At 71.8% G+C, this 23870-nt stretch carries 26 protein-coding genes; 7 read left to right on the forward strand and 19 right to left on the reverse strand.

Annotated elements, in window-relative coordinates:
• Window position 1: 1 nt before the first annotated feature.
• From J2Z30_RS07810 to J2Z30_RS07820, 3 genes are read left to right on the forward strand one after another with little or no spacing between them, the layout of a single operon-like run.
• On the forward strand, window positions 2-898 hold the full coding sequence (locus J2Z30_RS07810; protein WP_063791020.1) for an alpha/beta fold hydrolase: 897 nt from the start codon (window positions 2-4) through the stop codon (window positions 896-898).
• Window positions 898-2226, forward strand: coding sequence for a glycosyltransferase (locus J2Z30_RS07815; RefSeq protein WP_078957131.1), 1329 nt, complete (start codon window positions 898-900; stop codon window positions 2224-2226). The genes J2Z30_RS07810 and J2Z30_RS07815 overlap by 1 nt, the downstream gene beginning before the upstream one ends.
• A complete protein-coding gene (locus J2Z30_RS07820) occupies window positions 2223-3344 on the forward strand; it encodes a class I SAM-dependent methyltransferase (protein ID WP_044579964.1) in 1122 nt (373 codons plus the stop codon). The genes J2Z30_RS07815 and J2Z30_RS07820 overlap by 4 nt, the downstream gene beginning before the upstream one ends.
• A 153-nt stretch (window positions 3345-3497) precedes the next feature.
• Here J2Z30_RS07820 and J2Z30_RS07825 read toward each other — a convergent pair whose 3' ends face one another.
• The 17 genes from J2Z30_RS07825 to J2Z30_RS07905 form a co-directional block, all read right to left on the reverse strand.
• A complete protein-coding gene (locus J2Z30_RS07825) occupies window positions 3498-3695 on the reverse strand; it encodes a hypothetical protein (RefSeq protein ID WP_044579965.1) in 198 nt (65 codons plus the stop codon).
• The gene (locus J2Z30_RS07830; RefSeq protein WP_044579966.1) at window positions 3695-4783 is read right to left on the reverse strand and encodes a hypothetical protein; all 1089 of its coding nucleotides are present in this window, start codon (window positions 4781-4783) and stop codon (window positions 3695-3697) included. The genes J2Z30_RS07825 and J2Z30_RS07830 overlap by 1 nt, the downstream gene beginning before the upstream one ends.
• Window positions 4784-4789: 6 nt before the next feature.
• Window positions 4790-5830, reverse strand: a complete 1041-nt coding sequence (locus J2Z30_RS07835; RefSeq protein WP_044579967.1) for a hypothetical protein — start codon at window positions 5828-5830, stop codon at window positions 4790-4792.
• 85 nt (window positions 5831-5915) lie between these two features.
• Window positions 5916-6824 (reverse strand): phage distal tail protein, encoded by a 909-nt coding sequence (locus tag J2Z30_RS07840; RefSeq protein ID WP_044579969.1) that lies wholly within the window; start codon window positions 6822-6824, stop codon window positions 5916-5918.
• 1 nt (window position 6825) lies between these two features.
• Window positions 6826-7983, reverse strand: a complete 1158-nt coding sequence (locus tag J2Z30_RS07845) for a phage tail family protein (protein WP_044579970.1) — start codon at window positions 7981-7983, stop codon at window positions 6826-6828.
• 14 nt (window positions 7984-7997) lie between these two features.
• Window positions 7998-8621, reverse strand: a complete 624-nt coding sequence (locus J2Z30_RS07850; RefSeq protein ID WP_044579971.1) for a hypothetical protein — start codon at window positions 8619-8621, stop codon at window positions 7998-8000.
• 15 nt (window positions 8622-8636) lie between these two features.
• Window positions 8637-9023, reverse strand: coding sequence for a hypothetical protein (locus J2Z30_RS07855; protein ID WP_078957132.1), 387 nt, complete (start codon window positions 9021-9023; stop codon window positions 8637-8639).
• Window positions 9024-9037: 14 nt separating this feature from the next.
• Window positions 9038-9328, reverse strand: coding sequence for a hypothetical protein (locus J2Z30_RS07860; RefSeq protein ID WP_044579972.1), 291 nt, complete (start codon window positions 9326-9328; stop codon window positions 9038-9040).
• 77 nt (window positions 9329-9405) lie between these two features.
• Window positions 9406-9981, reverse strand: a complete 576-nt coding sequence (locus J2Z30_RS07865; protein ID WP_044579974.1) for a phage tail tube protein — start codon at window positions 9979-9981, stop codon at window positions 9406-9408.
• A gap of 54 nt (window positions 9982-10035) precedes the next feature.
• A complete protein-coding gene (locus J2Z30_RS07870; protein WP_044579976.1) occupies window positions 10036-10443 on the reverse strand; it encodes a hypothetical protein in 408 nt (135 codons plus the stop codon).
• Window positions 10444-10608: 165 nt separating this feature from the next.
• Window positions 10609-10806, reverse strand: a complete 198-nt coding sequence (locus J2Z30_RS07875; protein WP_044579978.1) for a helix-turn-helix domain-containing protein — start codon at window positions 10804-10806, stop codon at window positions 10609-10611.
• A complete protein-coding gene (locus J2Z30_RS07880) occupies window positions 10803-11471 on the reverse strand; it encodes a hypothetical protein (RefSeq protein ID WP_209468601.1) in 669 nt (222 codons plus the stop codon). The genes J2Z30_RS07875 and J2Z30_RS07880 overlap by 4 nt, the downstream gene beginning before the upstream one ends.
• 138 nt (window positions 11472-11609) lie before the next feature.
• Window positions 11610-12404 carry an SDR family NAD(P)-dependent oxidoreductase gene (locus J2Z30_RS07885; protein WP_044579980.1) on the reverse strand — a complete coding sequence of 265 codons (795 nt, stop codon included), beginning with the start codon at window positions 12402-12404 and terminating at the stop codon, window positions 11610-11612.
• A gap of 94 nt (window positions 12405-12498) precedes the next feature.
• A complete protein-coding gene (locus tag J2Z30_RS07890; RefSeq protein ID WP_044579981.1) occupies window positions 12499-15006 on the reverse strand; it encodes a beta-glucosidase family protein in 2508 nt (835 codons plus the stop codon).
• Between the two features lie 163 nt (window positions 15007-15169).
• A complete protein-coding gene (locus tag J2Z30_RS51310; protein WP_308279828.1) occupies window positions 15170-15454 on the reverse strand; it encodes a hypothetical protein in 285 nt (94 codons plus the stop codon).
• An 88-nt stretch (window positions 15455-15542) separates the two neighbouring features.
• A complete protein-coding gene (locus J2Z30_RS07900) occupies window positions 15543-16685 on the reverse strand; it encodes an amidase domain-containing protein (protein ID WP_044579984.1) in 1143 nt (380 codons plus the stop codon).
• A 131-nt stretch (window positions 16686-16816) separates the two neighbouring features.
• Window positions 16817-18040 carry a cytochrome P450 gene (locus tag J2Z30_RS07905; protein WP_078957134.1) on the reverse strand — a complete coding sequence of 408 codons (1224 nt, stop codon included), beginning with the start codon at window positions 18038-18040 and terminating at the stop codon, window positions 16817-16819.
• Between the two features lie 173 nt (window positions 18041-18213).
• Here J2Z30_RS07905 and J2Z30_RS07910 point away from each other — a divergent pair, with 173 nt between their 5' ends.
• Window positions 18214-18822: a TetR/AcrR family transcriptional regulator gene (locus J2Z30_RS07910; protein ID WP_052701819.1), complete on the forward strand. Its 609-nt coding sequence runs from the start codon at window positions 18214-18216 to the stop codon at window positions 18820-18822.
• 93 nt (window positions 18823-18915) lie between these two features.
• On the opposite strand, the gene J2Z30_RS07915 is transcribed toward J2Z30_RS07910, so the two are convergent.
• Window positions 18916-19110: a hypothetical protein gene (locus J2Z30_RS07915; protein WP_209468602.1), complete on the reverse strand. Its 195-nt coding sequence runs from the start codon at window positions 19108-19110 to the stop codon at window positions 18916-18918.
• A 77-nt stretch (window positions 19111-19187) separates the two neighbouring features.
• On the opposite strand from J2Z30_RS07915, the gene J2Z30_RS07920 reads away from it, so the two are divergent.
• The gene (locus J2Z30_RS07920; RefSeq protein ID WP_044579986.1) at window positions 19188-20801 is read left to right on the forward strand and encodes a helix-turn-helix domain-containing protein; all 1614 of its coding nucleotides are present in this window, start codon (window positions 19188-19190) and stop codon (window positions 20799-20801) included.
• Between the two features lie 179 nt (window positions 20802-20980).
• On the opposite strand, the gene J2Z30_RS07925 is transcribed toward J2Z30_RS07920, so the two are convergent.
• Entirely contained in the window at window positions 20981-21946 is a 966-nt protein-coding gene (locus J2Z30_RS07925; RefSeq protein WP_044579988.1) for a DMT family transporter, read from the reverse strand.
• 222 nt (window positions 21947-22168) lie between these two features.
• Between J2Z30_RS07925 and J2Z30_RS07930 the strand changes: the two genes are divergently transcribed.
• Complete coding sequence (locus J2Z30_RS07930) at window positions 22169-23188, forward strand: glutathione S-transferase family protein (protein ID WP_044582426.1); 1020 nt, start codon at window positions 22169-22171, stop codon at window positions 23186-23188.
• A gap of 461 nt (window positions 23189-23649) precedes the next feature.
• On the forward strand, window positions 23650-23868 hold the full coding sequence (locus J2Z30_RS07935) for a hypothetical protein (RefSeq protein ID WP_044579990.1): 219 nt from the start codon (window positions 23650-23652) through the stop codon (window positions 23866-23868).
• Window positions 23869-23870: the final 2 nt, after the last annotated feature.

Raw genomic sequence — 23870 nt, forward strand, 5'->3', positions numbered from 1 at the left:
GATGGCAATGATCGACACCGACCACGCCACCGACCACGACGGCCCACATACCGGGACGGACGGCGTCCGACTGCATGTCCAGCGGCTGTCCCCGCCCGACGGCCGTCCGCACACCGCCACCGCCGTGCTCATCCACGGTCTGCTCACCGACTCCCTCGCCAGCTGGTACTTCACAGTGGCCCCGGACCTCGCCGCCGCCGGGCTGGAGGTGGTGATGTACGACCAGCGGGGACACGGCCGCAGTGAGCGCCCCGGCTCCGGCTACCGGCTGGACACCTTCGTCACCGATCTGGAGCGGCTGCTGGACCGGCTGGACATCACCGGTCCGGTCCATCTCGTGGGCAACTGCTTCGGCGGAACGGTGGCGTTCGCCTACGCCATGCGCCATCCGGAGCGGGTGGCCGGTATCGCGGTCATCGAGGCGAAGCCCGCCACCGAGAGCTGGCTGACCGAGATCAGTGGGATCCTCCGGCGGGTCGAGGAGGAACTGGTCGTCCATGAGGCCGAGTCGCTGGCCTGGGTCAGCGCCCACCGGGGTGCCCACACCGCACGGCTGGCCAAGTCGGCCGCCCGCCTGGTCCGTACGACCACCATCGCCGAGGACGTACCCGCGAGCCGGGTGGTGAGCGAGGAGCAGGTCCGCGCGGTGCGCTGCCCGGTGCTGGCCGTCTACGGCGCCGACTCCGAACTCGCCGGGCAGGAGCGGTGGTTGGAGTCGATCCTGCCCGGCACCCGGACCGTCGTCCTGCCGGGTCAGGGCCATTCGGTCCTCGCCGAGGCGCCCACGCGCATCCGCGAACTGCTGCTGTCCTGGATCGACGGGCGTGGACACGAAGGTGAGCACGAGCGCCGTACGGCCACCGGCACCCCAGCGGCGGCCCTGGAGGCCGATGCCTGATGAGCGAACCGAGCAGAGAGCCGGAGGTCTCACCCCGCACACCCCGCCGCTTTCTCTTCGTCGTGCCGCCGCTCGTCGGCCACGTCAACCCCACCGTCGGCGTCGCGGCCGAACTGACCGCCCGGGGACACCAGGTGGCTTGGGCCGGGATGCCCGAGGTCGTCGAGCGGCTGACCGGGCGGGGGACGGCGGTCCATCGCTGTGCCGGGCCGGTGCTGGGCGAGGGCGGGGCGGGCCGCCCACCGGACGTACGCGGTCCGGCGGCGCTGAAATTTCTGTGGGAGCGGTTCCTGGTGCCGCTCGCCGAGGCCATGGCTCCGGGCGTGGCCAGGGCCATCGGGGAGTTCCGCCCCGATGTGGTGATCGCCGACCAGCAGACCGTGGCGGGCGCCCTGGTGGCCGAACGGCTGGGGGTGCGCTGGGCAACATCCGCCACCACCTCGGCGGAGTTCACCGGCGCGCTGGACGGGATGCCCAAGATCGACGCCTGGCTGGATGGGCTGCTGCACGAGGTGCGGGGCCGGATCGGCGACCCGGACGGCACGGCCGACCCCCGGTTCTCGCCGGATCTCGTTCTGGCCTTCACCACCGAGGAGCTGGCCGGACGACCGGCACGGGCGGGTGACCGCATCCACTACGTGGGCCCGTCGATCGCCGAGCGACCGGCCACGACGGACTTCCCCTGGGAGTGGCTGGACCCCACGCGCCCCGCCGTCCTCATCACGCTCGGCACCGCGAACACCGACGCCGGGGCGCGCTTCCTCACCGAGTGTCTGGAGGCCGTACGGGCGCGGGCCGGTCGTCTCCAGGCGGTCGTCGTCGACCCCGACGAGGTACTCACCCGGGCCACCCGGGACATCCAGAGCATGCCCGTGACCCCGCACGAAAGCGACGTCCTGGTGCGTCGCTACGTTCCGCAACTCCCCCTGCTGCAACGGGTGAACGCGGTCGTGTGCCACGCGGGCCACAACACCGTCTGCGAAACCCTCTGGCACGGCGTACCGCTCGTGGTGGCGCCCATCCGGGACGACCAGCCGGTGGTGGCCGCCCAGGTGGTGGACGCGGGCGCGGGCATCCGGGTGCGCTTCGGCAGGGCGCGGGCGGCGGCCATCGGCGAGGCGCTCGACGCCGTGCTGGACGAACCGCGCTACCGCGCCGCGGCCGAGCGCGTGGGCGCGTCCTTCCGCGCGGCGGGCGGCGCCACCGCGGCCGCCACCCATCTGGAGCGGCTGGCCACAGCGGGCGTCCCCCACGCCGGCGCGAGCGCCGACCGCGCCACCGCGAGCACCGCCGGCCACGCCACCGCGAACCCGGGAGGGGAACGATGAGCCGCGAGAGTGCCATACCCCGTGCACCGGAGAAGCCGTCCCGCGCCGAGACCGTCGCCGCGCTGCGCCCCCGCTACCAGGCCGATCTGGCGCGGGGCACCGAGCGGTTCTTCGAACCCCGCCGCACGGACTGCCCGTGGTGCGGCTCCACGCGGCTGGTGCGGCGGCTGCGCACCAAGGACCGGTACCAGAGCAAACCCGGCCGCTTCCGGCTCGACGGATGCCGGGACTGCCGCCATGTCTTCCAGAATCCACGGCTGAACGACGACGGCCTGGAGTTCTACTACCGCGACTTCTACGACGGGATGGGGGAGATCGAACTCGGCAACGTCTTCTCCGGGCGGGACAAGGTGTACCGGCGGCGCGCGATGTTCCAGGAGCCCTCCGCCGAGCCCCCGAAGACCTGGCTCGATGTCGGCACGGGACACGGCCACTTCCCCGAGGTGGCCCGTACCGTCTTCCCCGGCACCCGTTTCGACGGACTGGACTTCACCGCCGGTGTCGAACTGGCCGAGCGTACGGGCCGCGTCGACCGGGCCATCCGCGGCAGCTTCCCCGAGCTCGCCGAGGAGCGGCTGGCCGGGGGCTACGACGTGGTGAGCATGTTCCACTACCTGGAGCACAGCACGGACCCCCGCGCCGAACTCCGCGCCGCCCGCCGCGCCCTGCGGCCCGGCGGCCATCTGCTGATCGAGGTGCCCGACCCGGAGTGCTGGTTCGGCCGCCTCTTCGGCCGGTTCTGGCTTCCCTGGCTCCAGCCCCAGCATCTGCACTTCCTTCCGGTGGCCAACCTCCGCGAGGAGCTGACCGCGCTGGGCTTCACCGTGACCGACGAACAGCACCGCGGGCCGTCGGACACCGTCGATCTGCTCGGTGCCGTCTGGCTGGCGCTCAACGCGATCGCCCCGCCCGATGACGCCCCTTCCCTCGCCAAGCCGCCCGGCCGGGTCCGCTGGCTGCTGCGCTGCGCGATCCTGCTGGCGGGCGTGCCCGCCCTCGTGGTCGCGACCACCCTCGACCGCCTGTTGCTCAAACCGCTGGCCGGGCTCGGCAAGATGTCCAACGCCTACCGGGTGGTGGCCCGGTGTGACGCCTCCGCCCGTTCCGGCCCCCGTTAAGGTGCCCCCCGGGTCCCGCGCCGGGGCCCGGGGGGAGGGGGGATGCACGAGGGTGCACGGGGCGCCGGTGCCGCCCGCCGACGCCTGGGTGACCGTCACACGACATGGTGACCGGCGCGGGCGGCGGTTGAGCCACCCCGCCGGGGCCGGAAGTCAGGGGGCCGCCGCGGTGCCGTCGGGCCGCGGCGGCTCCTCCCCGGAGGCCTCCTGGGCCTGCGGCGGTGACGGCTCGGTGGCGGCCAGGGCCGTCGGCGTCCCGCCGGGCTTGCTGTTGACGTAGGTGGTGAGCCGGTGCACCTGACGTTCCAGGGCCCTGATCCGGTCCACGATGTCCTCGGGCAGGTTCGCCATCAGTCTGCCTCCTCCAGATACAGATCGGCGGTCTCCGGACGTCCCCGCTCCGGGGCGGTGACCTTGATGCCGACGACGCGGTAGCGGGCGTCCAGTCCCTCGGAGAACCACACGTCCTTGATGCGCAGCCGCACGGTGGTGCCGAGCAGGGCGGGGGTGGTGCCCGAGCCGAGGCGGATCCGCACCGAGGGGATGACCACCGTGCCGCGCAGGGCGGCGAGTTCGGACCGGGCGAACGCGTCGAGCGTCGCCTTGTCGGTGACATTGCTGTGGTCGGACGAGGTGTCCAGGCGGGGGAACCCGGCCGCGAGGAGATCCTCGGCCACCTGTTCCCCGGACATCACCGGGCCGCCGGCCCAGCCCTCCGGGGTGCCGCCCCTGGCCCGCGCGGTCGTCCCGCCGCGCGTGGCGTCGCGGGGGAATGTGTACGACAGCACGTCGCCCGGCAGGTCCAGCATCACCGGCTGGCTGCCCACCCGGATCGTCGGAGAGCCCAGCTGGAGCAGCTTCACCCGCCGCCCGGTCACCGGATCCCGGTACACCGCGATCCGGTGCTCGAAACCCGGCTCCATCGCCGCGAGTTGCGTGATCGCCTCCTCCACCAGGGTCTCATCACCGTCGCTGTAGGCCACCGTACGGGCCGCGGTGGGGGCCGTCGGCTCGTACTCCACGCCGATGTGGCCGCCCTCGGACCCCTGCATGTAGTCCCACAGCCGGCGGACGATCTCCAGATGGTCGAGCGCGGTGAAGCTCAGATTCGCGCGGATGTAGCGACGGCCCGCGTAGGAGTCGAAGGTGGCCGCCTGGAGCCCGACGGTGGTGAGGCCCCGGTCGTCGGTGGCCGGGGTCAGCGTCCAGACGATGCCACCCCAGCAGACCTCGTCACCCCGCTCCAGATAGACGGCGGTGCGCCCCTCCACCAGCTCCCGGACCCGCCGGGCCAGCCGGGCGCCGGGCACCGGGATCGTCGCGGTCAGGGATCCCGGCTTGCCGAGGTAGTCGTCGTACTCCACCTCTCGCAGGGGCAGTACGTCGATGGCCTGGTCGGTGCGCAGGTCGGTGAAGACGGCGCGGTAGCGGGCGTCCACGGCGCCTCACGCCACCGGGTCCACGCGGACGAAGCGGTTGTCGAAGTGCACACGCGTCCCCGCGATCGAGGAACGGTACGTGGCCGTCGCCGTGTAGACGGCGCCGGGGGTGAGGTTCCCCACCGGGAAACAGGTGGAGATCGAGGCACGCCCGGCACCGAAGAGGGCCGCCGCCCGGTCGTCGGTCGGGGCGAGCACCTCGGTGCCGCTCTGCGTCCTGAGCCGGAACGAGATGTACGCGGTGGCGTCCCCGTCGGCAGCCGTGAAGGCGCCGAAGGTGAGGGACACCCACCGGGACGCCGGGGCGGTGAAGGTGGCGGTGAGCGTGGCGACGGTGTCGGTGAGCATCTCCTGATAGGTGGCGGAGGTGGTGGCTCCCCAGTCCGCCGTGTGCCGGAGCACGGTGTCCGGAATGTACTTCGCCCACTGGGCGCCGTCCCAGCGCTCCAGCCGGCCGCCCGCGTCGCGGTACTGCCCGGCATACGCCCCGTTGTGCGGCGCGCCGCCCGCGGCGGGGACGATGCCGCCGAGCGCCGCGGTGTAGCGGCGGCGGTCGGTGATGGCGGAGGCCCAGGTGATGCCCTTGGCCGCGGACGCCCCGGCGGGGACGGCGATCTCGTAGAGAAGCTCCGCGCTCTTGGGCGCGGCCGGGGCGGTGGGGGAGCCGGCCGGGGTGCCCTGGAGGAGTTCCAGGGCGGCCTCGTACTTGCCGGAGCCGTCGTAGTCGGTGTCGTAGACACGTACGACGAGCGCGTCCACACGGGGCAGGCTGGAGTGCCCATCGGCGACGGTCAGCAGGGTGTCGGAGTCGACGGTGACCGGATAGCCGCCCTGCGATCCGGTGGAGGTTCCCGGGATCCACACCTGGCCCGGGGAGAGCTTGGCCTGCATACCGGTGGCGGTGGTGCCGGTGAGCTGCAGCCCGCCGAACACGCATCCCGCCCGGGTCAGCAGCGGTCCGGCGGACGCCATGCCGAGGCTGACGGCCAGCCGGGTGTCCTCACGGGTCTGGCCGGTGGGCAGATGCCAGGCGGAACGGACGGTCATGAGACGGCTCCCACGGTCATCGGAGAACTCCTTGTGGACGTGCGGGGTTCAAGGATCGAAGCGGACGATGGGGCGGCGCGGTGCCTCACCACTCGGCGCGGCGCCAGGTGATCGTGGCGGTGGCTCCCTCCCCTCCCGACGCCGCGCGGAAGGACAGCTGCGAGGTCCCGGACGGCAGGGTGAACGACTCCTCCGGGGCGCTGCCCGGTGTGGCGGTGTGGCGGCGCGACGCGGTGCCGTTGAACATCACGGTCCCCTCGGCGGTGTCGACGGCCAGTTCGTCGTCCGGGGCGAGGGTGATCGCGTACTCCAGCCAGTCGCCGCTGGTCCGGTTGGCCAGCCGCGGCCGGGTGCACGGCCCGGTGAAGGTGATCACCGGATGGGCGGGTGCGCTGCCGTCGTTCTCCACCGCGAGGTCGCCGGTGGAGCCGGGCGCGCCCCAGGCCAGCGGCCAGCTGAGCGGCCAGGTCAGCCCCGCCTCCGGCTGGGGGAGCCCGGCGGTGTCCCGCCGCCCCACCGCCTCGTAGCGGCGTGGATCGCTCGCCTTCCACTGGAGCGTCATCCTGGCCAGCCGGCTTGCGGCGAACTGCCGGTCGGTGGGGACCACGCGCTGGGTGACCCGGGCCCGTACGGCCAGCGTCTCGCCGTGCAGGCGCACGGCGAGCCACTCCTCCTCGTCGCGTACGGCGGTGGCGGCGCGCAGCGCGCGCAGCGCGTCCCGCACCGCCTCCGGTCCGGCGTCCGGGTCGGGCGCGAACCACACCTGCGCGGTGACCGTACGGGCCTGCGCCCACTGCGAACCCGGCCAGCCGCCGTGCCCCACCGGGCGGTCCGCGTCGGAGGTGTCCAGCGCGGGCAACTCCTCCCAGCCGGTGAGCCCTTCGGCGGCGATCCAGTAGTCGGTGCCGGGACCCATGAGCAGCCCGGCCCACTGCACCTGCCCGTCGGTGGTGATGAGCGGCCCCGGTTCGGTGGCGGTGGTCTCGTCCGGCATGTCACCCCCTCGCCTTCATCAGGAACATCAGATCCTCGGCGGTCTGCCGGGCGCTGCCGCCCGGGGCTTCGTGGTAGTGCTCGATGACGAATCCGCCGCCCGGCCTGCCGGATCCCGCCGGGGCGGGCGCGGGTCCGGTGCGGGCGAGCAGGGTGCTCAGCCGGTTCAGCGGCAGTACGGCCTCGGCCTGCCCGCCCTCCGCGAGCAGCGCGAGCGTGCCACCGGGGCGCGGCAGCACGATGCCGCCCTGGGCGAGCGTGGGGATGGTGGGAATGTTCACCCCGAACGACCGGCCGCCGATCCCCGGCACCCAGGAGGGCACCGAGACCTTGACCCGGTTCAGCGCGCCGATCGCCCGGTTGACCAGCCCGATCACCCCGTTGAGCGGCCCGCGTACGGCCCCGAGCACGGCGCTGAACGCGCCCCGGACGATGCCCGCCAGCCCGTTGAAGGCGCGCTGGATGCCGTTACGGGCGGAGCGGAAGGCGCCCGGGATCCGCTCCGAGAAGAAGGACAGCAGGGGCCGGACCACGGCCATGATGGCGTGGATGACCGTGGTGATGATGGTCTTGTAGATGTTGAAGTACGTCTTCACGACGGTCCAGATGACCTTCAGCACGACCGTGAAGGCCGTCTTGATGCCGTTCCAGGTCGTCTGCACCACTTGTTTCGCCACGCGCATGGTGGAGCCGATGACCTGGCCGATGATCCTGAAGGCCGCCTGGACGATGCGCTGGACCGTCTTGGACTGCATCGCCATGTCGACGAGCTTCATGATCAGCGGCATGAGCAGCGCCATGACGGCACCGAACACGTTGGACTTCATGGCCGTGTTCAGGCCCTTCTGGGCCGTTGTCACCCCCTGGAGCCCCGTCCTCATCCGCCCCATCAGGCCACCCCCGGTCGCCGCGCCGCGGCCCGCGGTGGTCATGGAGCGACCGCTCTTGGCGACACTGCGCTCGGCGGCGTTGGCCTCTCGCTGGAGGGTGCGCATCGAGTTGGCCGACTTGTCGACGTCGCCCTTGATGCGGCCGACGGCTGAGCCCGCCTGCGTCGCGGTACGGGCGAACCGGGAGACGCTGGTATCGGTCTGGCCCACGGTGCTGCGCAGGCCGCGGAAGCCGGAGACGGATCGGTTGAGCGCTTGTGCCAGTGACATGGGCGGCCTCCTCCTCAGCCGAGAGCCCTGACGAGACCGCTCAGGCGTCGCTCCAGCTCGTTGATGGCCCGGCTCGCTTCATTGATGTCCTGCACGTTCGACACCCGGCCGGGCGGCATCGGGCCGCGGGCGTCGCTCGCGGCCGTGCGCTGCCGCCGGTGGGCCGCCTCGGCCTTCCGCAGTGCGTCCATGCCCCTTCGCAGGGCCTGCCGGCTGTCCCGCTCGGCCTTCTCCGCGATCGTGCGGGTGGCGGTGATCTCCGTCCGGGCGCGGAGGATCGTACGGGCCAGTGAGGTCCGTGTCGCCGCCACCCGCCGCTCCACGGCGGTGATGGACGCCTTGAGCGAATCCGGATCCACACCACGTGCCTTGTCGCGCATCTCCTGCAGGTCGAACAGCGTCTTCTCGGCGTTGAACAGCTTGAATCCGGCGGAGGCACCGGTGACTTCGGCCGAGCCCCACTTGGCGGCCGCGGTGATGCCGGTGACCTCCGCCTTCAGGGCGTTGGCCTCCGAGTTCAAGCCGGTGATCGCCTGTTTCACCCAGGCGTGCTCGACGTTCCATTCCTTGAGCTTCTTGTCCAGTGTCTTTCGCAGGTCCTGCACTGTGCCGAGCAGGTCCCGCACGATGTCCGCCATCATCCCTCCAGCAGGTCACCCGAAGAACCGAGCCAGCTCCGCCGCCGTCGCGGCCGGGGCGTGGCCGTCGGGCGGGCCGTCGGACGTATCGGCGGCCTCGGCTCCCGGACGGGGCACCGGGACCGGTGCCTCCGGCGGGTCCGCGTACTCGTCGCGGTTGGCCGACGCGAACATCCAGTTGGCGATCGCCAAGTGGTCCACGACCGCCGCGAGCAGATGGTCCGTCATCCCCCACTCCGCGGCCTCGCCCTCCCGCGCCCGTACGAACGCCGAGTCCGGCGGCAGGTGGCGCACCAGGACCGCGAGGCGCCGCGAGGACAGCGCCTCGCGGTGCCAGTCGAGCAGGTCGACGCCGTAGTACCGCAGCAGATCGGCCTCCAGCGCCTCGGCGTGCTCCTCCACGAGCGCGCCGAGGCTCAGCCTTCCCCCACGCCGAGCCCGGTGTCCTGGCCGTACGCCTCGAGGATCGCGGCGATGTCCTGCACGCTCACCTCGTATTGGCACAGCCGCTGATAGCTCTCCTCGCCCATGAGGAGGGCGAGCAGCCCGTCCAGGTCGTTGTCCTTCAGCTCGGCCAGCGCGTGCGCCGAGCGGCGGGGGATCTCGGTGGGCAGCGAGAACGTCTCCCCGTCCACTTCGAAGTCCCAGGTCAGGCCCAGCGCCTCCAGACGCTGGGCGCGGGCGGCGTTGACGTTGAACGCAGGCATGGCGGCGGCTCCTTCGCGATCGGCTTCGGGGAACGGCTTCAGGGAACGGCTTCGGGGATCGACTTCGGGGGAGGGGATCAGGATCCGGCGAACGCCGGGTCGTTCATCAGCCAGGTGGCCAGCGGGGTGTCGTTGTCCACGGCCAGTGCCGTGAAGGTGACCCCGAGCCGGACCGCGGCCGTGCGGGTGAGCTGGAGCTCCTCGGTCTCGGTGACCTGGCCGCGGCGGAGGACGAACCGGTACTTGATGACATCGCCGTCCGCGAACTCCACGCCCAGCATCCGCTCGTCCTTCTTCGGCTCGGCGGCGAGTTCGTAGCGGTACACCTTGGACTCGGCCTCCGTCTCCGTCACCACGGCGCCGCCGAAGAAGAACGGCAGGGTGTCCTCGTTGAGCTGGAGCAGCTGGAACTTCACGGTGAGGTCGCGGTCGGAGTAGACGAAGCGGGCCGGGCTGACCGACTGCCAGGTGTCCACCGGGTCGATCTTGTCCTTCTTGTTGAACTTGATGCCATCGGTGGTGGTGTACCCGAGGTCCTTCCAGCCCGCCGCCCACGCCGTGGAGACATCGGCGGGGACGGTGGTGCCGAGCGGGGCGGTGAGGATGCGGCCGGTGCCCGCGACGCGGATCTCATTGGGGTTCATTCCGGGCATGCGATTGCTCCTTGTGGCGTGGTGATGAGGGCGGACGGTCGGCGGTGACGTGGCCTACGCCGGGCGGATGGAGAGCCTGGCCGTGGACACGTAGCGGCTGGCGGCGGCGTGCAGGTAGTCGGGCAGCCACCGGGGGCCGTCCACCTCGGAGACATCGGTGACACAGGCGGTGCCGAACGTGGCGCCGCGCACGGTGAACAGCGCCGTACGGGCGGCCGTGGCGACGGTGTGGGCCGTGGGTTTGTCCGGGCCGTACACCTCGAGGTCGACCAGCGGCTGGTCCAGATGGATGTCCTCGACCCAGACGCCGCCGGCCCGGGAGACCAGCACGGCCTTCTGGGTTCCGTCGAAGTCCGGCGGGGTCCGGTTGTCCACGAGAACCCCGGCCAGTTCGGGGCGGTTCTTCAGATGCTCGACGACGAGGCGTTCGACGTCGGGAAAGATCACCAAGGGCTCGGTCATGCGCGCACTCCTTGCTGTGGTCAGGGCTGCGCACAGCGAAAAGCGGCGGGGCCGTGGCCCCTCCAGGGGGCACAGCTCCGCCGCTGGCACCAAGTGTGATGCACTGGATGCCCATTGACAACCACTTGTCGTCACTTATGCCGAGATGACCATGGGTCCCGCAGGTCACGTACCTCGTCGTGTGGCCCGCTCGGCCGCGAACACATCCTCCAGCCGATAGAGGAACGCCTTGCCCTGACGCCCCGCGGGCCGCAGACGCTTCAGCTGCACCCACTTGCGGATGGTGGCCGGGGTGACACCCACCTCCGTGGCGGCCACGGCGGCGGTCAGCAACGGATACTCGGGCGCCTGCGTGGTCCTCATCGGCTCACCGCCACGACGGTGGAGCCTCCGTCCAGGGCGGCGGTGATCTCCTCCAGGGCGAGCGCGCCGCCGGCCGCCAGCTCCGCCCACTCGCCCTCCGGCCAGGAGTGCCGATGTGCCAGGTCCGCATGGCAGCCGCACGCGGTGTGCGGGCAGCGGCAGCCGGGGTTGATGCACAGCACCGCCCGGCGCAGCGGAAAGGCCCGCAGCGAGACCGAGGCGCACAGCGGGCACCGGCCGCGCAGCCGGACCACGGGCTCGGTGTCCCCGAGCGTGCCCGAGCAGCGCCGCGCCATTCCGCTGACCTCGTCCAGCAGATGGCGCATCAGCGACGGGTCGGCCTCGACCCGTTCCAGCAGCCCCGCGAGACGGGCCAGTCTGACCTCGACCGTTCCCCTGCCCGTGGGCGGCAGCCCGAGCCGGTCGTGCACGGCCTCCTCCAGCTCCACGACGCCGTCGGTGATGTCGCGTACGGTGTCGGAGACCCGCAGGCGTAACGGCTCCGATGGCCCGCGACGGTCGGTGCCTCCCCGCCGCCGGCCGAGGCCGGGACGGTGCGGGGAGGGCGTCAACTCCGCCTGGAGCTCGGGGAATTGCCGTCTCAGAACGGTGATCCAGTGGCTCGCTCTGATGCGGTCAGGATGCGCGAGTAGGTCATTGCTCAACAGAACCCCCCAGGTTGTCTGCTTCTTCGCTCCCTAGGGACCCCTGGTCCACGCGGAACGGTTCCCGCCGGAAGGGCGCGCGGAGGCAGGGATCGGGGGGTCGTCAGAGCAGGCGTCGGGAAGGCGCCGTGGCGGGGGTCAGGGAAGGATCGAGTCGACGTAGCCGCCGTCGACGCGCACGGCTCCGCCGGTGGTGGCCGAGGCGAACGTGGAGCTGAGGTAGACCGCCATGTTGGCGATCTCCTCGGGCTCGATCAGCCGCTGGAGCAGCGACTGCGGCCGGTACTTGGCCATGAACTCCCGCTGCGCCTCGTCCCAGGGCAGCTCCGGGTCCACCAGTTCGTACACGAAGTCCTCGACCCCGCCGGTGTGGGTCGGTCCGGCGATCAGCGAGTTGACCGTGACGCCGGTGCCGGCGGCGTCCTTGGCGAAGCCGCGGGTGACGGCGAGCAGCGCGGTCTTCGACATCCCGTAGTGGATCATCTCGGCGGGGATGACGACGGCGGAGTCACTCGCCACGTTCATGATCCGGCCCCAGGAGCGGTCCTTCATCCCGGGCAGGAAGCTCCGGATCATCCGGACGGAGGCCAGGACGTTCACCTCGAAATAGCGCCGCCACTCGTCGTCGCTGATCTCCAGGGGCGGAGTGGTCCCGAAGATGCCGAGGTTGTTGACCAGGACATCGGTGTCCGGCACCGCATCGATGACCTGGCGGGCGCCGTCATCGGTGGTGATGTCGCCGGGGGCGGGGACGAACGAGCCGCCCTCGGTGTCCTCCTCCAGCTTCTGGATGGCGGCCTCGACGGACTCCTGACGGCGCCCGTTGACGGCGACACGGGCACCCGCCCGCGCCAGCCCGGCGGCGATGGCGAATCCGATGCCCTGGGTGGAGCCGGTGACCAGGGCGGTCCTACCGGAAAGGTCGATCTGCACGGCGCTCCTTCGTCGATGCCTTATTGCTTGCGTGCGCCTTTAGTTGCACACGCGCCATACTAGCGTAGTCCGATGCGCCGGCGGCCGCGGCCGCTCAGGACCCGTGGCGGACCTCGATATGCCCCCGCAGCCTCCGGTCCCGCGAGGAGGAGCCCACTTCCACGGTCCGGCGCCCGGTGCCCAGTACCCATCCATGGCGCTCGGAGTCCCAGGAGGACAGCACCCGGCCGGCCACCCGCACCGTCACCTCCCGCGCCTGGCCGGGCCGCAGATGGATCCGCCGGAATCCCGCCAGGGACCGCTCGGCCTGGTCGAGCGGCAGATCGGGCGAGGGCCCCACATACACCTGGGCCACCTCCGCCCCGGCCCGCCGACCGGTGTTGCGCACGGTGAAGACCGCCTCCAGGCCGCTTCCGCGCCGCCGCAGCCGCAGCCCCGTATACGCGAAGGTGGTGTACGACAGGCCGTGGCCGAAGGGGAAGAGGGGCCGCACCCTCTCGGCGTCGTACCAGCGATAGCCGACCTGGACACCCTCGGAGTACTCCTCACGGCCGTTCACCCCGGGGTAGCGCAGGGGGTCTCCGGCCATCGGATGGCGGTCGTCGGATACGGGGAAGGACTGGGTGAGCCTGCCGCCGGGGTTGGCGTCGCCGAAGAGCAGGGCGGTGGTGGCGGCGGCACCCTCCTGGCCGGGGTAGTACATCTGGAGGACGGCTCCGGTGTGCTCCAGCCAGGGCATCGAGGTGCACGAGGAGGTGTTGAGGACGACGGTCGTACGCGGGTTGGCCTCGGCGACGGCGGCGATCAGCGCGTTCTGGTGGCCGGGGAGGGCGATGGTGGCCCGGTCCCTGCCCTCGGTGGCGTCCTCGTAGCCGAAGAGCACCACACTGTGCGCGGCACGGGCGGCGCGGACGGCCCCGGCCACATCGGCGGCGCGCGTGGCGGAGGTGGCCCGGCGCAGCCGGAAGGTCAGCCCCTTCCCGCCGCCCTTGGCGGTGACCTTCAGCCGGTGCTTCCCCGCCGTCAGCCCGACGGCCGCCCGGCGCACGGCGAGGCCGTCCGGGGCGGCGCTGACGAAGCCACCGGTGAAGTACTCGCCCAAGCCGGGCCGGAACGGGAACAGCTCCTCGCCGTCCAGCAGCACCTTCGGGCGGCCGGCGGGCGGACCGCTGAAGTGCAGGACGAACGTCCACTCATCGGCCTCGGCCACGGTGAGGGTGCCCTCGTACGCCCAGCTCTTCCCCGCCGCCACCTTCCGCTTCTCCAGCCCGGTGCCCGGGGAGAGCACGGAGGCGGGGATCTCCTTGCCGAACACGTCCTCGCCCAGGGCGTAGTCCACCCGGGCCCCCTTTCCGGCGCGCTCCCGGATCGTCTCCAGCGGGCTCGCGGCGTGGTCGGGGACCACATGGGCGCTGCCGCCGCCACTGACGAAGGGGATGGAGCCGGTGGGCCCGACCACGGCGATCGACCGGGCGGCGGACCCGGCCAGCGGCAGTGTGCCGCGCTCATTGCGCAGCAGGACGCCGCCCGCCGTGGCGACCTTCAGCGCGGTGCGCGCCCCGGCCCCGGGGTCCCGGCCGGGCCGTGGCGGGGCGCCGCCGTCCAGCAGCCCGAAGCGGTCCATGACGGTCAGGACGCGGCCGGCCGCGCGGTCCACCTCGGCCTCCGGTACGGTCCCGTCGGCCACCGCCTTCCGCAGCGCGCCGCCGAGGTACTTTCCGTCCGGCATCTCCATGTCGAGCCCGGCGCCGAGGGCCGCCGCGGTGCTGTGGGCGGCGTGCCAGTCGGTCATCACCCAGCCGTCGAAGCCCCAGTCCTCGCGCAGCACCCCGGTGAGCAGCGGCCCGTTCTCACAGGCGAAGGCCCCGTTGACCTTGTTGTAGGCGCCCATGACCGCCCCCGCGCCCGCCCGTACGGCCGCCTCGAAGCCGGGCAGCTCCATCTCGCGCATCGTCCGCTCGTCGACGATGACATCGATCGACTCCCGCTCGTGCTCCTGGTTGTTCATGGCGAAGTGCTTGACGGTGGCGATCAGGCCCTCGCCCTGGATACCGCGGACCTCCTCGGCCACCAGCTCGGAGGCCAGCAGGGGGTCCTCGCCGAAGGTCTCGAAGTTGCGCCCGGCGTAGGGGGTGCGGATGAGATTGACCATGGGGGAGAGCAGTACGTCCTGGCCCAGCGCACGGCCCTCGCGGCCAATGGTGCGCCCGTACTCCCGCGCCAGGGCCGGATCGAAGGCGGAGGCGAGCAGCACCGGCGCGGGCAGCGCGGTGGCATGCCCGGTGACGCGTACGCCGGCGGGCCCGTCCGCGAGCCGGAGTGGCGGAATGCTGAGCCGGGGGACACCGGGGGTGTACCCCGCCTGCCCGAGGCTGTGGGGATCCTTCGCGCCGTGCAGCAGCGCGAGCTTCTCTTCGAGCGTCATCCGGTCGAGTAGGGAGCTCACCCGGGAGCCGGGCTCGGGGGCGAGCCCGCTGGCGGCTCCGGGGCCGGAAGCGGGCGCGGCAGCGGCCATCGGCCGTCCGCTCCCACCGGTGGCGGCGATGGCCATCGCCCCTCCCAGGAAGGACAGGGCGGAACGGCGTGACAGGGCGCCCGGCATGGCGTCACTCCATCTCTCGCGGCTCGAAGACGTGTGTGTACGCAGGCGTGCTGACGTGGCTCCGGTGTCCGTCGGGTGAACACCGTGCGGACATCACATCACGGGGTCGGCCGCTCGTCGGGGTGCGCCGGGTTTCGGGATCGAGGTGTCGCCGGACAGGCTCTCAGCGCGCGGCGATCCGCGCGGCCACGCAGAGGTCCTCGTCGCGGTAGCCGAGGCGGGTGCGCCGAGCTCGACCACCCGGCTCCTCACCCGGATGGGCGGGCGGCTCGTCCGGCGTCCAGCCCAGCACCAGCCCGGCGGCGGGCACCGGCGCCCCGACGCTCCACACATGGCCACGGGGGCCGTCGAGCCAGGCCACGGCCCCGGTACCGGCCCAGCTGAGCCGGTTGGCCGACCGTCGGGCGCGCGGAGAGAGGGGGATGGGGGCGGCGGTCCACTGTGACACCCGGCCCCTGGCCGGGCGCAAACGCGGTGGACCCCGCCCGGGGGCGGGGTCCACCGTCACGGGGAGACACGGGTGCGCGCCGGCCGCCTCAGGTGCGGTAGGCGTAGTAGAGCGAGTTCGGGTACGAGGCGATGATGCTCGCCACGGACTTCCGGTAGGTGTTCACCGAGTGGTACGTCATGTACGGCACCCCGCTGGAGCTCCGGTAGGTGACGATCATGGTGTGGTCCTTGGACCCGTCCTTGTCGAAGTCCATCTGCATGACGTCACCGACGCCCATGTAGTACACGTTCGCCAGGTTGGTGGCCCGCTTGGCGTCCAGGGTGAACCAGGACCACTCGTTGGCACCCACCCAGGATGTCGACTGGTACGAGGTGTCGTACCACCAGCTGCGGTAGTCCTCGGCGTCGCCGGACTTGTTGGCCCAGCCGCCCGCCTTCAGGGACTGGCTCACGAAGTTGGTGCAGTCCCCGCCGGCCTCGTTGAACTTCCGGTAGGCGGGGTTGTAGTTCTGCCAGTACTTCTCCGCGTACGAGGCCATCGCCGCGTAGTCGTGGCTTCCGGCGGGCTTCGTCTGCGGCTGGGAGGGCTTGGAGATGGCGGCGGGCGTCGCCTCGGGCAGGGCCGTCGTCCGGGCCGTGGCCCCCCGCGCCGTGGCGGGCTCGTTGACCGCCAGCGGGCCGTCGTCGGTCGACGTCAGACCGGTCAGCTGCCACTTCCCGTCCGCCGCGGCGGCGAAGCTCAGCCGGTGGTGTGCCTGGAAGCCGGTGGTCGCGGGCTCGTCGCCACGTATCTTCTTGTAGGTCAGCGTCGTGGTCTCGGTGGCCTGGACCGTGGCGCGCCCGGCCTCGACCCGTATCCGGTCCACCGCCACCCGGGTGTCGGCGGAGGTGTACGCCTCGCCCAGGGCCGCGAGCCGCGCCTTGCGGGTGTGCAGCGCCGACAGCGCGGTGTCCTCGGTCCGGATCTGCCCGGCCGACATGCGGACGTTCCTCTCGGCGAGCGGGGCCGCGCGCCGCACCGACTGCTCGTTGTTGTCCAGCAGAGCCGCCGTGCGCTGGGTCAGCACCGCGTCGGCCAGCCGTCCGAAGGACTGCGCGGTCGCGGTGTCCACGGTGCCGGCCGCCGCCGGGCTCTCCGCCGCGCTCGCGGGGGAGGCGGGCAGGACCACGGCGGACAGGGCCGCCGTCAGCACAGCCCCCACGGCGGATCTGAAGGTCGTTGACTTCACGTGTATTTCCCCTCCACACCCCCGGACCGGACGGGCCGGGATCACCGAATCATCACATGAACTCCGTGTCCGTGGAGCTCATGTGATGATTTCGGCCGTGCGGAGGCCGGGCCCGGTCCGGCCCGGCGCCGTCACCAGGTGACGGGCAGTTCGTGCGCTCCGTAAATGACCATGTCGCTGCGCATCCGGACCTCCTCCGGCGGCACGGCGAGCCGCAGGCCCGGGAACCGGCGGAGCAGTCCGCGGTAGCCCGCCACCAGCTCGATCCTGGCCAGATGCTGCCCCAGACACTGATGGATGCCGTAGCCGAAGGCCAGATGACTGCTGCGGGGACGCCCGACGTCGAGCGTGTCCGGGTCGTCCACCAGCGCCGGGTCCCGGTTCGCCGCCGGGACCGAGACGGCCACGGACTGGCCCGCGGTGACGGTGACGCCGCCGACGACGACGTCCTCCAGCGCGATACGGACGGGGAAGGCGTTGACGATGCTCAGGTAGCGCAGCAGCTCCTCGACCGCCTGGGGCAGGAGCGACTCGTCGGCCCGCAGCCGCTCCAGCTGCTCGGGGTCGCGCAGCAGGGCGAAGGTGCCGAGGCTGAGCATGTTGGTGGTGGTCTCGTGACCGGCGATGAGCAGCAGCCCCGCGATGCCGCCGATCTCCTCGTCGTCGAGCTCGTCGACGGCCGTCAGCAGGGAGATCAGATCGTCCTTCGGGTCCTTGCGCTTGGCCTCGACCAGGGTGCGCAGGAAGGTGTCGAGCTCGGTCTTCGCGGCGACGAACTCCGCATCGGTGCGGTCCTGGCGGAGCAGCCGTGCGGCGACGGACTGGAAGAGCTCCCGCTCCTCGTACGGCACACCGAGCATCTCGCAGATCACCAGCGAGGGGATGGGCAGGGCGAAGTGCCGCACCAGATCGGCCGGTTTGCCCGCCGCCTCCAGCGCGTCCAGCTGATCGGCCACGATGTCCTCGATGCGGGCCTCCAGCTCCCGCATCCGGCGCACCGTGAAGTACCGCGTGAGCTGCCCCCGATAGTGGCCGTGCGCCGGCGCGTCCATGGCCAGGAACGACCCCGCCCCGCTGCTCCGGTCCCTGCGGACCGACTCGGGAACCGGCCGCATCGCGTCGTCGCCCCGCCAGCGCTCGGCGCTGAACCGGGCATCCCGCAGCACCTCCCGCGCCTCGTGATAGCCGGTCACCAGCCAGCCGGTGCTGCCGCCCGCGAACCTCAGCGGGCTGATCGGCGGCCCGGTGAGCAGTGCGCGTGCCGGGTTGATGTAGTCGTCCCGCTCTTTCGGATACGAAGGGAGGTCATGGAGGTCTCGGAGGTCGTCATGGGTCGTGGGCATCGGAGCGTTCACGATGGCTCTCCTTCGTGATCCTCGAACTGTCCCCGGCGAGCGTCCCGGAGCCGTCCGCCGCGGTCTTCGATAGGGAACGCTACCGATAGGGTTCCCTACTGAACAGAGGGACAGATCGGCTACCGTACGGATCTGGCCAGGTTTCCGAACAGCTGGGGGAGAGGGGCACACCGATGCCGCCGCAGCGGTCAAAGACCGTGGAAGCGCTGATCGTCGGGGCGGAGCGAGCGTTCTCCGAACGCGGCTTCCACGGGGCGTCGATCGGCTACATCTGCCAGTGCGCGGGCAGGACCACCGGGGCCTTCTACTCCAACTACGACAGCAAGCTGAAGCTCTTCCTCGATGTCTTCCGGCGGCACAGCGACCGCACCGCCGACTACATCGGGGAGCGGATCGACGAGATGGACACCGAGCGGGATCTGGCCCCCCAGCTCGCCCGGACCTTCGCCGAGATCTTCAACGGCGAGCGCCTGGACGTCCGCTGGGTCTTCATCCACCTGGAATTCCGGCTGATGGCGCTCCGGGACGGCGATGCCGCTGCGGCGCTGGTGGACCATGAGAAGCGGTTCAGCCGCCGGATCGGCACCATGCTGGACGGGCTGTTCGACCGGGCCGGCCACCAGCCCGCCCTGCGGGGCACCGAACTGGCCGCGCTGCTCGGCGCGATGACGCGCGGCATCAAACTGGACCGGGGCATCTACGCGGCGGGCGGTGTCGACGACCCGCTCTCCACCGACCAGGTGGCGATGGCGCTGGAGGGCCTGTTCCGCTCGGTGGCCTGAAGTCCGATAAGTGGCCTGAAGTCAGGTTCCGACCCGTTCGGATTGGTGCTTCGTCAAGCGGCTGAACCTGAGGTGTCCTGAACGCCCTGCGGCTCAGCCCGCGCTGCGGAAGCTGTCGACGGGGCCGCCGAAGCCACCTTCGGGGCCCTTCCAGCTGATCGCCAGGGCGTCGTCGCCCTTCCTTCCGACCGTGCCCTGGCCTGCGCGGACATCCCCGCTGGGGCAGACCCGCCCCGCGAGACCGGCCTGATACGTACGGCACTGTCCGAGGTCCCGTGTACCGGTCAATAAAGTACGTCGGAGCGCGGACCGCCGATCGGTCCGCGCGGGATGATCTGGTACGGGGGGTGAGGAGGAGTACGGCTGTGGAGGCACGGGCCCACACCGGGCGGCTGGACGAGCTGCTGTACGAGGTGCGGCGACAGATGAGCCGGGGGGCCGGGGCGGATCCGCGGCCGGTACTCGACTGGCTGGGCCGGCAGATCGACGCCGATGTCGCGCTGGTCGGCGGCGCGGGCGCGGTCGAGACCTCCACCGCGCGCTTCCCGCGGCAGATCCTGCCCTCGCTCGAACCGACGCTGGCACGGCTGTCCGGTGGGCAGATGGCCGCCGCGGCCACCGAGACCGGCGACCTTCAGGTGCGGCTCGAGGCGCTCGGCTCGCACGCGCCACGCCCCGTGCTGGTGGTGGCGGGCGCATCGGCGCCCACCCGCGAAGCGGCGTCGCTGGTCTCGCACGCCGGGAGTCTCATCGCGCTCCTGGACCGGGCGCAGGACGCGGACACCACCTTCCGCGGCTATCAGTACAAGGCGCGGCAGCTGCGGTTCGCCGTCTTCAGCGCGCTGCTGGCGGGAGATCTCACCCTGGCCCGCCGGATGACCACCGGCGCCGTCCCCGCACTGCTGGACGCCGCACGGCTGCGCGTCTATCTGCTGCACTGCCCGCCGGAGGACCGGGACCGGCTGGCGCAGACCTACCAGGACGGCTCCGGCTATCACGGCACCGGCCTGATGGTGCACTGCCCGGCCTTCAAGGAGCACCTCATCTGTCTCGTCGCGGACGGGGCCGCCGACGGATCCGACGACGAGTCCGCCGACGAGACCGGTGGCCGGTTCGGCGACGAGCCCGGCACCGACCCCCATGACTCCGCCGACGACCCCGAGACGGCACACGGCCAGGGTGCGGTGCTGCGCCGCCTGGTGCGGGACAACCCGCTCTACGCGCTGGGCATCAGCAGTCCGTATCCGCTCGGCGCCACGGCCGAGGCGTACGGGCAGGCCCTGCACGCCCTGGCCGCGGCGCGCCATACGCCCGAGCGAATGGCCGCCTACCTCGGCCGGACACCGCTGGTGCCCCTGCTGCCCCACACGGAGGCGGGCACCTGGGCCCGCGCCCTGCTACGGCCACTGGGAGCCACCCCGAGAGCCACCCTGGACATCACCCGGCTCGCCGTCACCTTCCCCCGGTCCGCGGTGGCCCGGCTGCTGGACATCAGCCGCAACACCGTGTCCCACCACCTCAGCCGGGTGGAGGTCACCCTCGGCCTGGACCTGGGCGAGGTACGCACCCGGGCCGCGCTCGACCTGGCCTTCTGCCTGACCGGAGGGCAGCCGGACGGCGGCTTCGGCTCCGAGGGCGGCTTCGGCTCCGCAGGTGGCTTCGGAGCCCGGGGCGGGCGGCCGGTGCCCACCCTGGAGGAACTGTTCCGCACCGAGCCCGCCCATGCCTGGGCCCGGGAGTTCCTCCGCCCGCTCCAGGACACCCGTGGCCGCGATCTGCGCACGACCCTGCGCGCCTGGATCGACGCGAACACCGACGCCCAGCGGACCGCCCGCCATCTCGGTCTCAGCCGGAACACCGTCAGGGCGCATCTGCGGGCCGCCGAACACCTGCTCAGCCGCGACCTGCTCACCACCGGCTCCGGGATCCACGACCTGGTGCACGCTCTGCACATCGCCGGGCTCCACCCGGCGGACTGACTGCGCACCGTGCACATGTCGCGGGCGGGCGGTGCGCACCGTGCACCGTTGCCCGCCCGCGTGATCGGCTTTAGCGTCACTCTTGCCGCACCGCGCGGGAAACGAAGCCCCGCCTCCCAGCGTGGCGGGCGGTCTGTATCACCACGAGGGGAGTGATGCAGACCGGCGCCGTACGGTGCTCACAGCTCCGAGGGCTTCTTTCCCGCGGTGGGCGCGGTGCGCGCTCGGGGACGTGCCGGCACACGTCCCCGAGTGACGGCGAGCACCGCCCCCGACAGCAGCACCAGGGCGCCCAGCGCCTGGAGACCGCCCAAGGACTCGCCCAGGAAGACCATGGCGCACACGGTGGTGACCACCGGGACCATGAACATCATCAAGGACGCGGACGCGGGACCCACTGTCCCCACTCCGCGGTAGTACAGGAGATTGGCCACGGCGGCCGGGCCGATGGCGAGGAACACCACGTTCAGCCAGAGGCCGGCCGGCAGCCCGTTCCAGTGCACCTCGCCGAGGTCGGGCGCGGCGAGCGCCCCCAGCAGCACCGCCCCCGCACACGTCGCGTACGTCATGGCGCGCAGCGGATCGATCCCGGCCAGCACCCGGGGCCCGATGAGCGTGTACGCGGCCCAGCACACCGCGCTGAGCAGATACAGCAGATCGCCCGAGAGCCGGGTGGTGCCGCCGTGTGTGCTGCCGCCCGCGCCGAAGAAGAACACCGCCGCCCCTGCGAGCCCGAGGGCGAGCCCCGCCAGCCGCCTCCCGGAGGCCCGCTCACGGCCGGTGACCAGGAGGAGGGCGCTGGTGAGTACCGGGCTGAGGACGGGGATGACGATGCCCGCGTCGAGCGAGGGCGCCAGCGACAGCCCCCAGAAGAAGAAGCCGTTGTAGGCGAAGACCCCCAGGACGCCCGCGAGCGCCGCGCGCCGCCTGGCGCCACGCGCGGCAGCCGGGGTGGCCGCCGGTTTGCCGAAGACCGCCACCGCCGCCAGCAGGGCGACCGCCCCGCCACCGAAGCGCAGCAGCGCCGCCACGCTGTGCGGCAGCTGAGCCACCACCGACTTGGAACTGGCGAAGGAGCTGCCCCACAGCAGCATGGTGACCGTGAGCAGCAGGTACGGGCTCTTCCATCCCTTGTCTTCAGGCATGCCCCGACCCTGGCCCGTGGCCTCGCCTCCGGTCTTGAACGCTGGTGCGCCGCCCCGGCGCCACCCGTTCCGTATCGCCACGCTGTCCGTTCCGTGAGGAATACCCCTCCCCGGGATGTGGAACCGGGTAGGTGTCACCCGTGGCACCAGAGCCGCGGCAGCCGACCCGTGACCCGGACCGTCCACGACGGTTCCCGCTTCGGAAGGTGGTAGGTGGTCCCGTTGAACACCGCTGACCAGGAGACACCCCGCGAGCGCAAGGAGTTCCGCCGCTCCGCACCGCACTTCGCCGACCGGATCACCGCCGACGGCCGGGACGGCTGGCCGGTGGCGGCCGGGCGCTATCGGCTGGTGGTCAGCCGGGCCTGCCCCTGGGCGAGCCGCGCGCTGGTCTCACGGCGGCTGCTCGGTCTGGAGCCGGCCCTCTCGCTGGCCGTCACCGACCCCATCCAGGACGAGCGCAGCTGGCGCTTCACCCTGGACCCGGGGGACCGGGACCCGGTGCTGGGCACCCGTTTCCTCAGCGAGGCGTACGACGCCCGCGAGACGGGATATCCGGGCGGGGTGAGCGTGCCCGCGGTGGTGGACGTCCCCAGTGGCCAACTGGTCACCAACGACTACCACCGGATCACCCTGGACCTCGCCACCGAGTGGACCGCCCTCCATCGCGAGGGGGCCCCGGATCTGTACCCCGAGGAGCACCGCGACGAGATCGACGACGTGGCGGAGGGCATCTACCGCGATGTGAACAACGGTGTGTACCGCGCGGGCTTCGCCGAGCATCAGCACAGCTACGACGACGCGTACCGGCGGCTCTTCGCCCGTCTCGACGAGCTGTCCGAGCGGCTGGCCACGCGGCGCTATCTGGTCGGCGACACCATCACCGAGGCCGACATCCGGCTGTTCACCACACTGGTCCGGTTCGACGCCGTGTACCACGGCCACTTCAAGTGCAACCGCAACAAGCTCAGCGAGGACCCGGTGCTGTGGGGGTATGTCCGTGATCTCTTCCAGACGCCGGGTTTCGGGGACACCGTCGACTTCGACCACATCAAGCGCCACTACTACCAGGTGCACACCAACATCAACCCCCGCCGCATCGTCCCGCTCGGCCCCGACCTCTCCGGATGGCTGACGCCGCATCATCGCGAGGAGCTGGGCGGGCGCCCGTTCGGCGACGGCACCGCTCCCGGGCCGGTGCCGGACGGCGAGGCGGTGCCGGAAGACGGTCGGGTGGCTTGAAGTCGCACATGTCGCATTCCCGTGCCGCCCGGCGCCGCATGTCGCTTCGTTCGCCCGGTCTTCAAGTGATCGGCACACCTGTTACACACATCCCATGTGTGCGCCCCGGCCCGTGCGCCACCTCGGCCCCGGCCGTGGCGGCCAGGCCCGACATGACGCGCGTCACCTCGCACAAGGGACGCGCTGCCGGATGCGCTCGGTGACCATTCTGTGAGGGAACGGCGCCGATGGGGTGCGCATTTGTGCCCGCTGTGTGATCGGAAAGTGGCGGAATGCCCGGTTCCGGACTTGGCTGATTCGCAGCGTGGCGAGCCCCGTGGTTACATCCCATTCCGCGCTCGGCATCCACGGATCCCCGGTTCCTTCCGGATCCCCGTGACCATGCCGCGGGAGCCGATTCCCCTCGGCACCCATGCGCTGTTGCAAGCTCAATGAGACAGTCACCCAAGGGAGACGCAACAATGAACAACGCGCCCAAGGTCGCCACCCAGGAGATCTCCGACGCCGAACTGGACAACGTGGCCGGCGGGATCGGCAACCCGGTGGGCGACGTCCTCGGCACCGTGGACGCCGTCACCGGCCCGGTGACCGGCGCTCTCGGCACCGTTACCGGCACGGTTGACGGTGTCACCGGCCTGAACACCACCGGCATCGTCGGTGGGGTCGTCGGCAGCCTCTGAGG

It is taken from the genome of Streptomyces iranensis, assembly GCF_017874715.1.
Classification (GTDB): Bacteria; Actinomycetota; Actinomycetes; order Streptomycetales; family Streptomycetaceae; genus Streptomyces; species Streptomyces iranensis.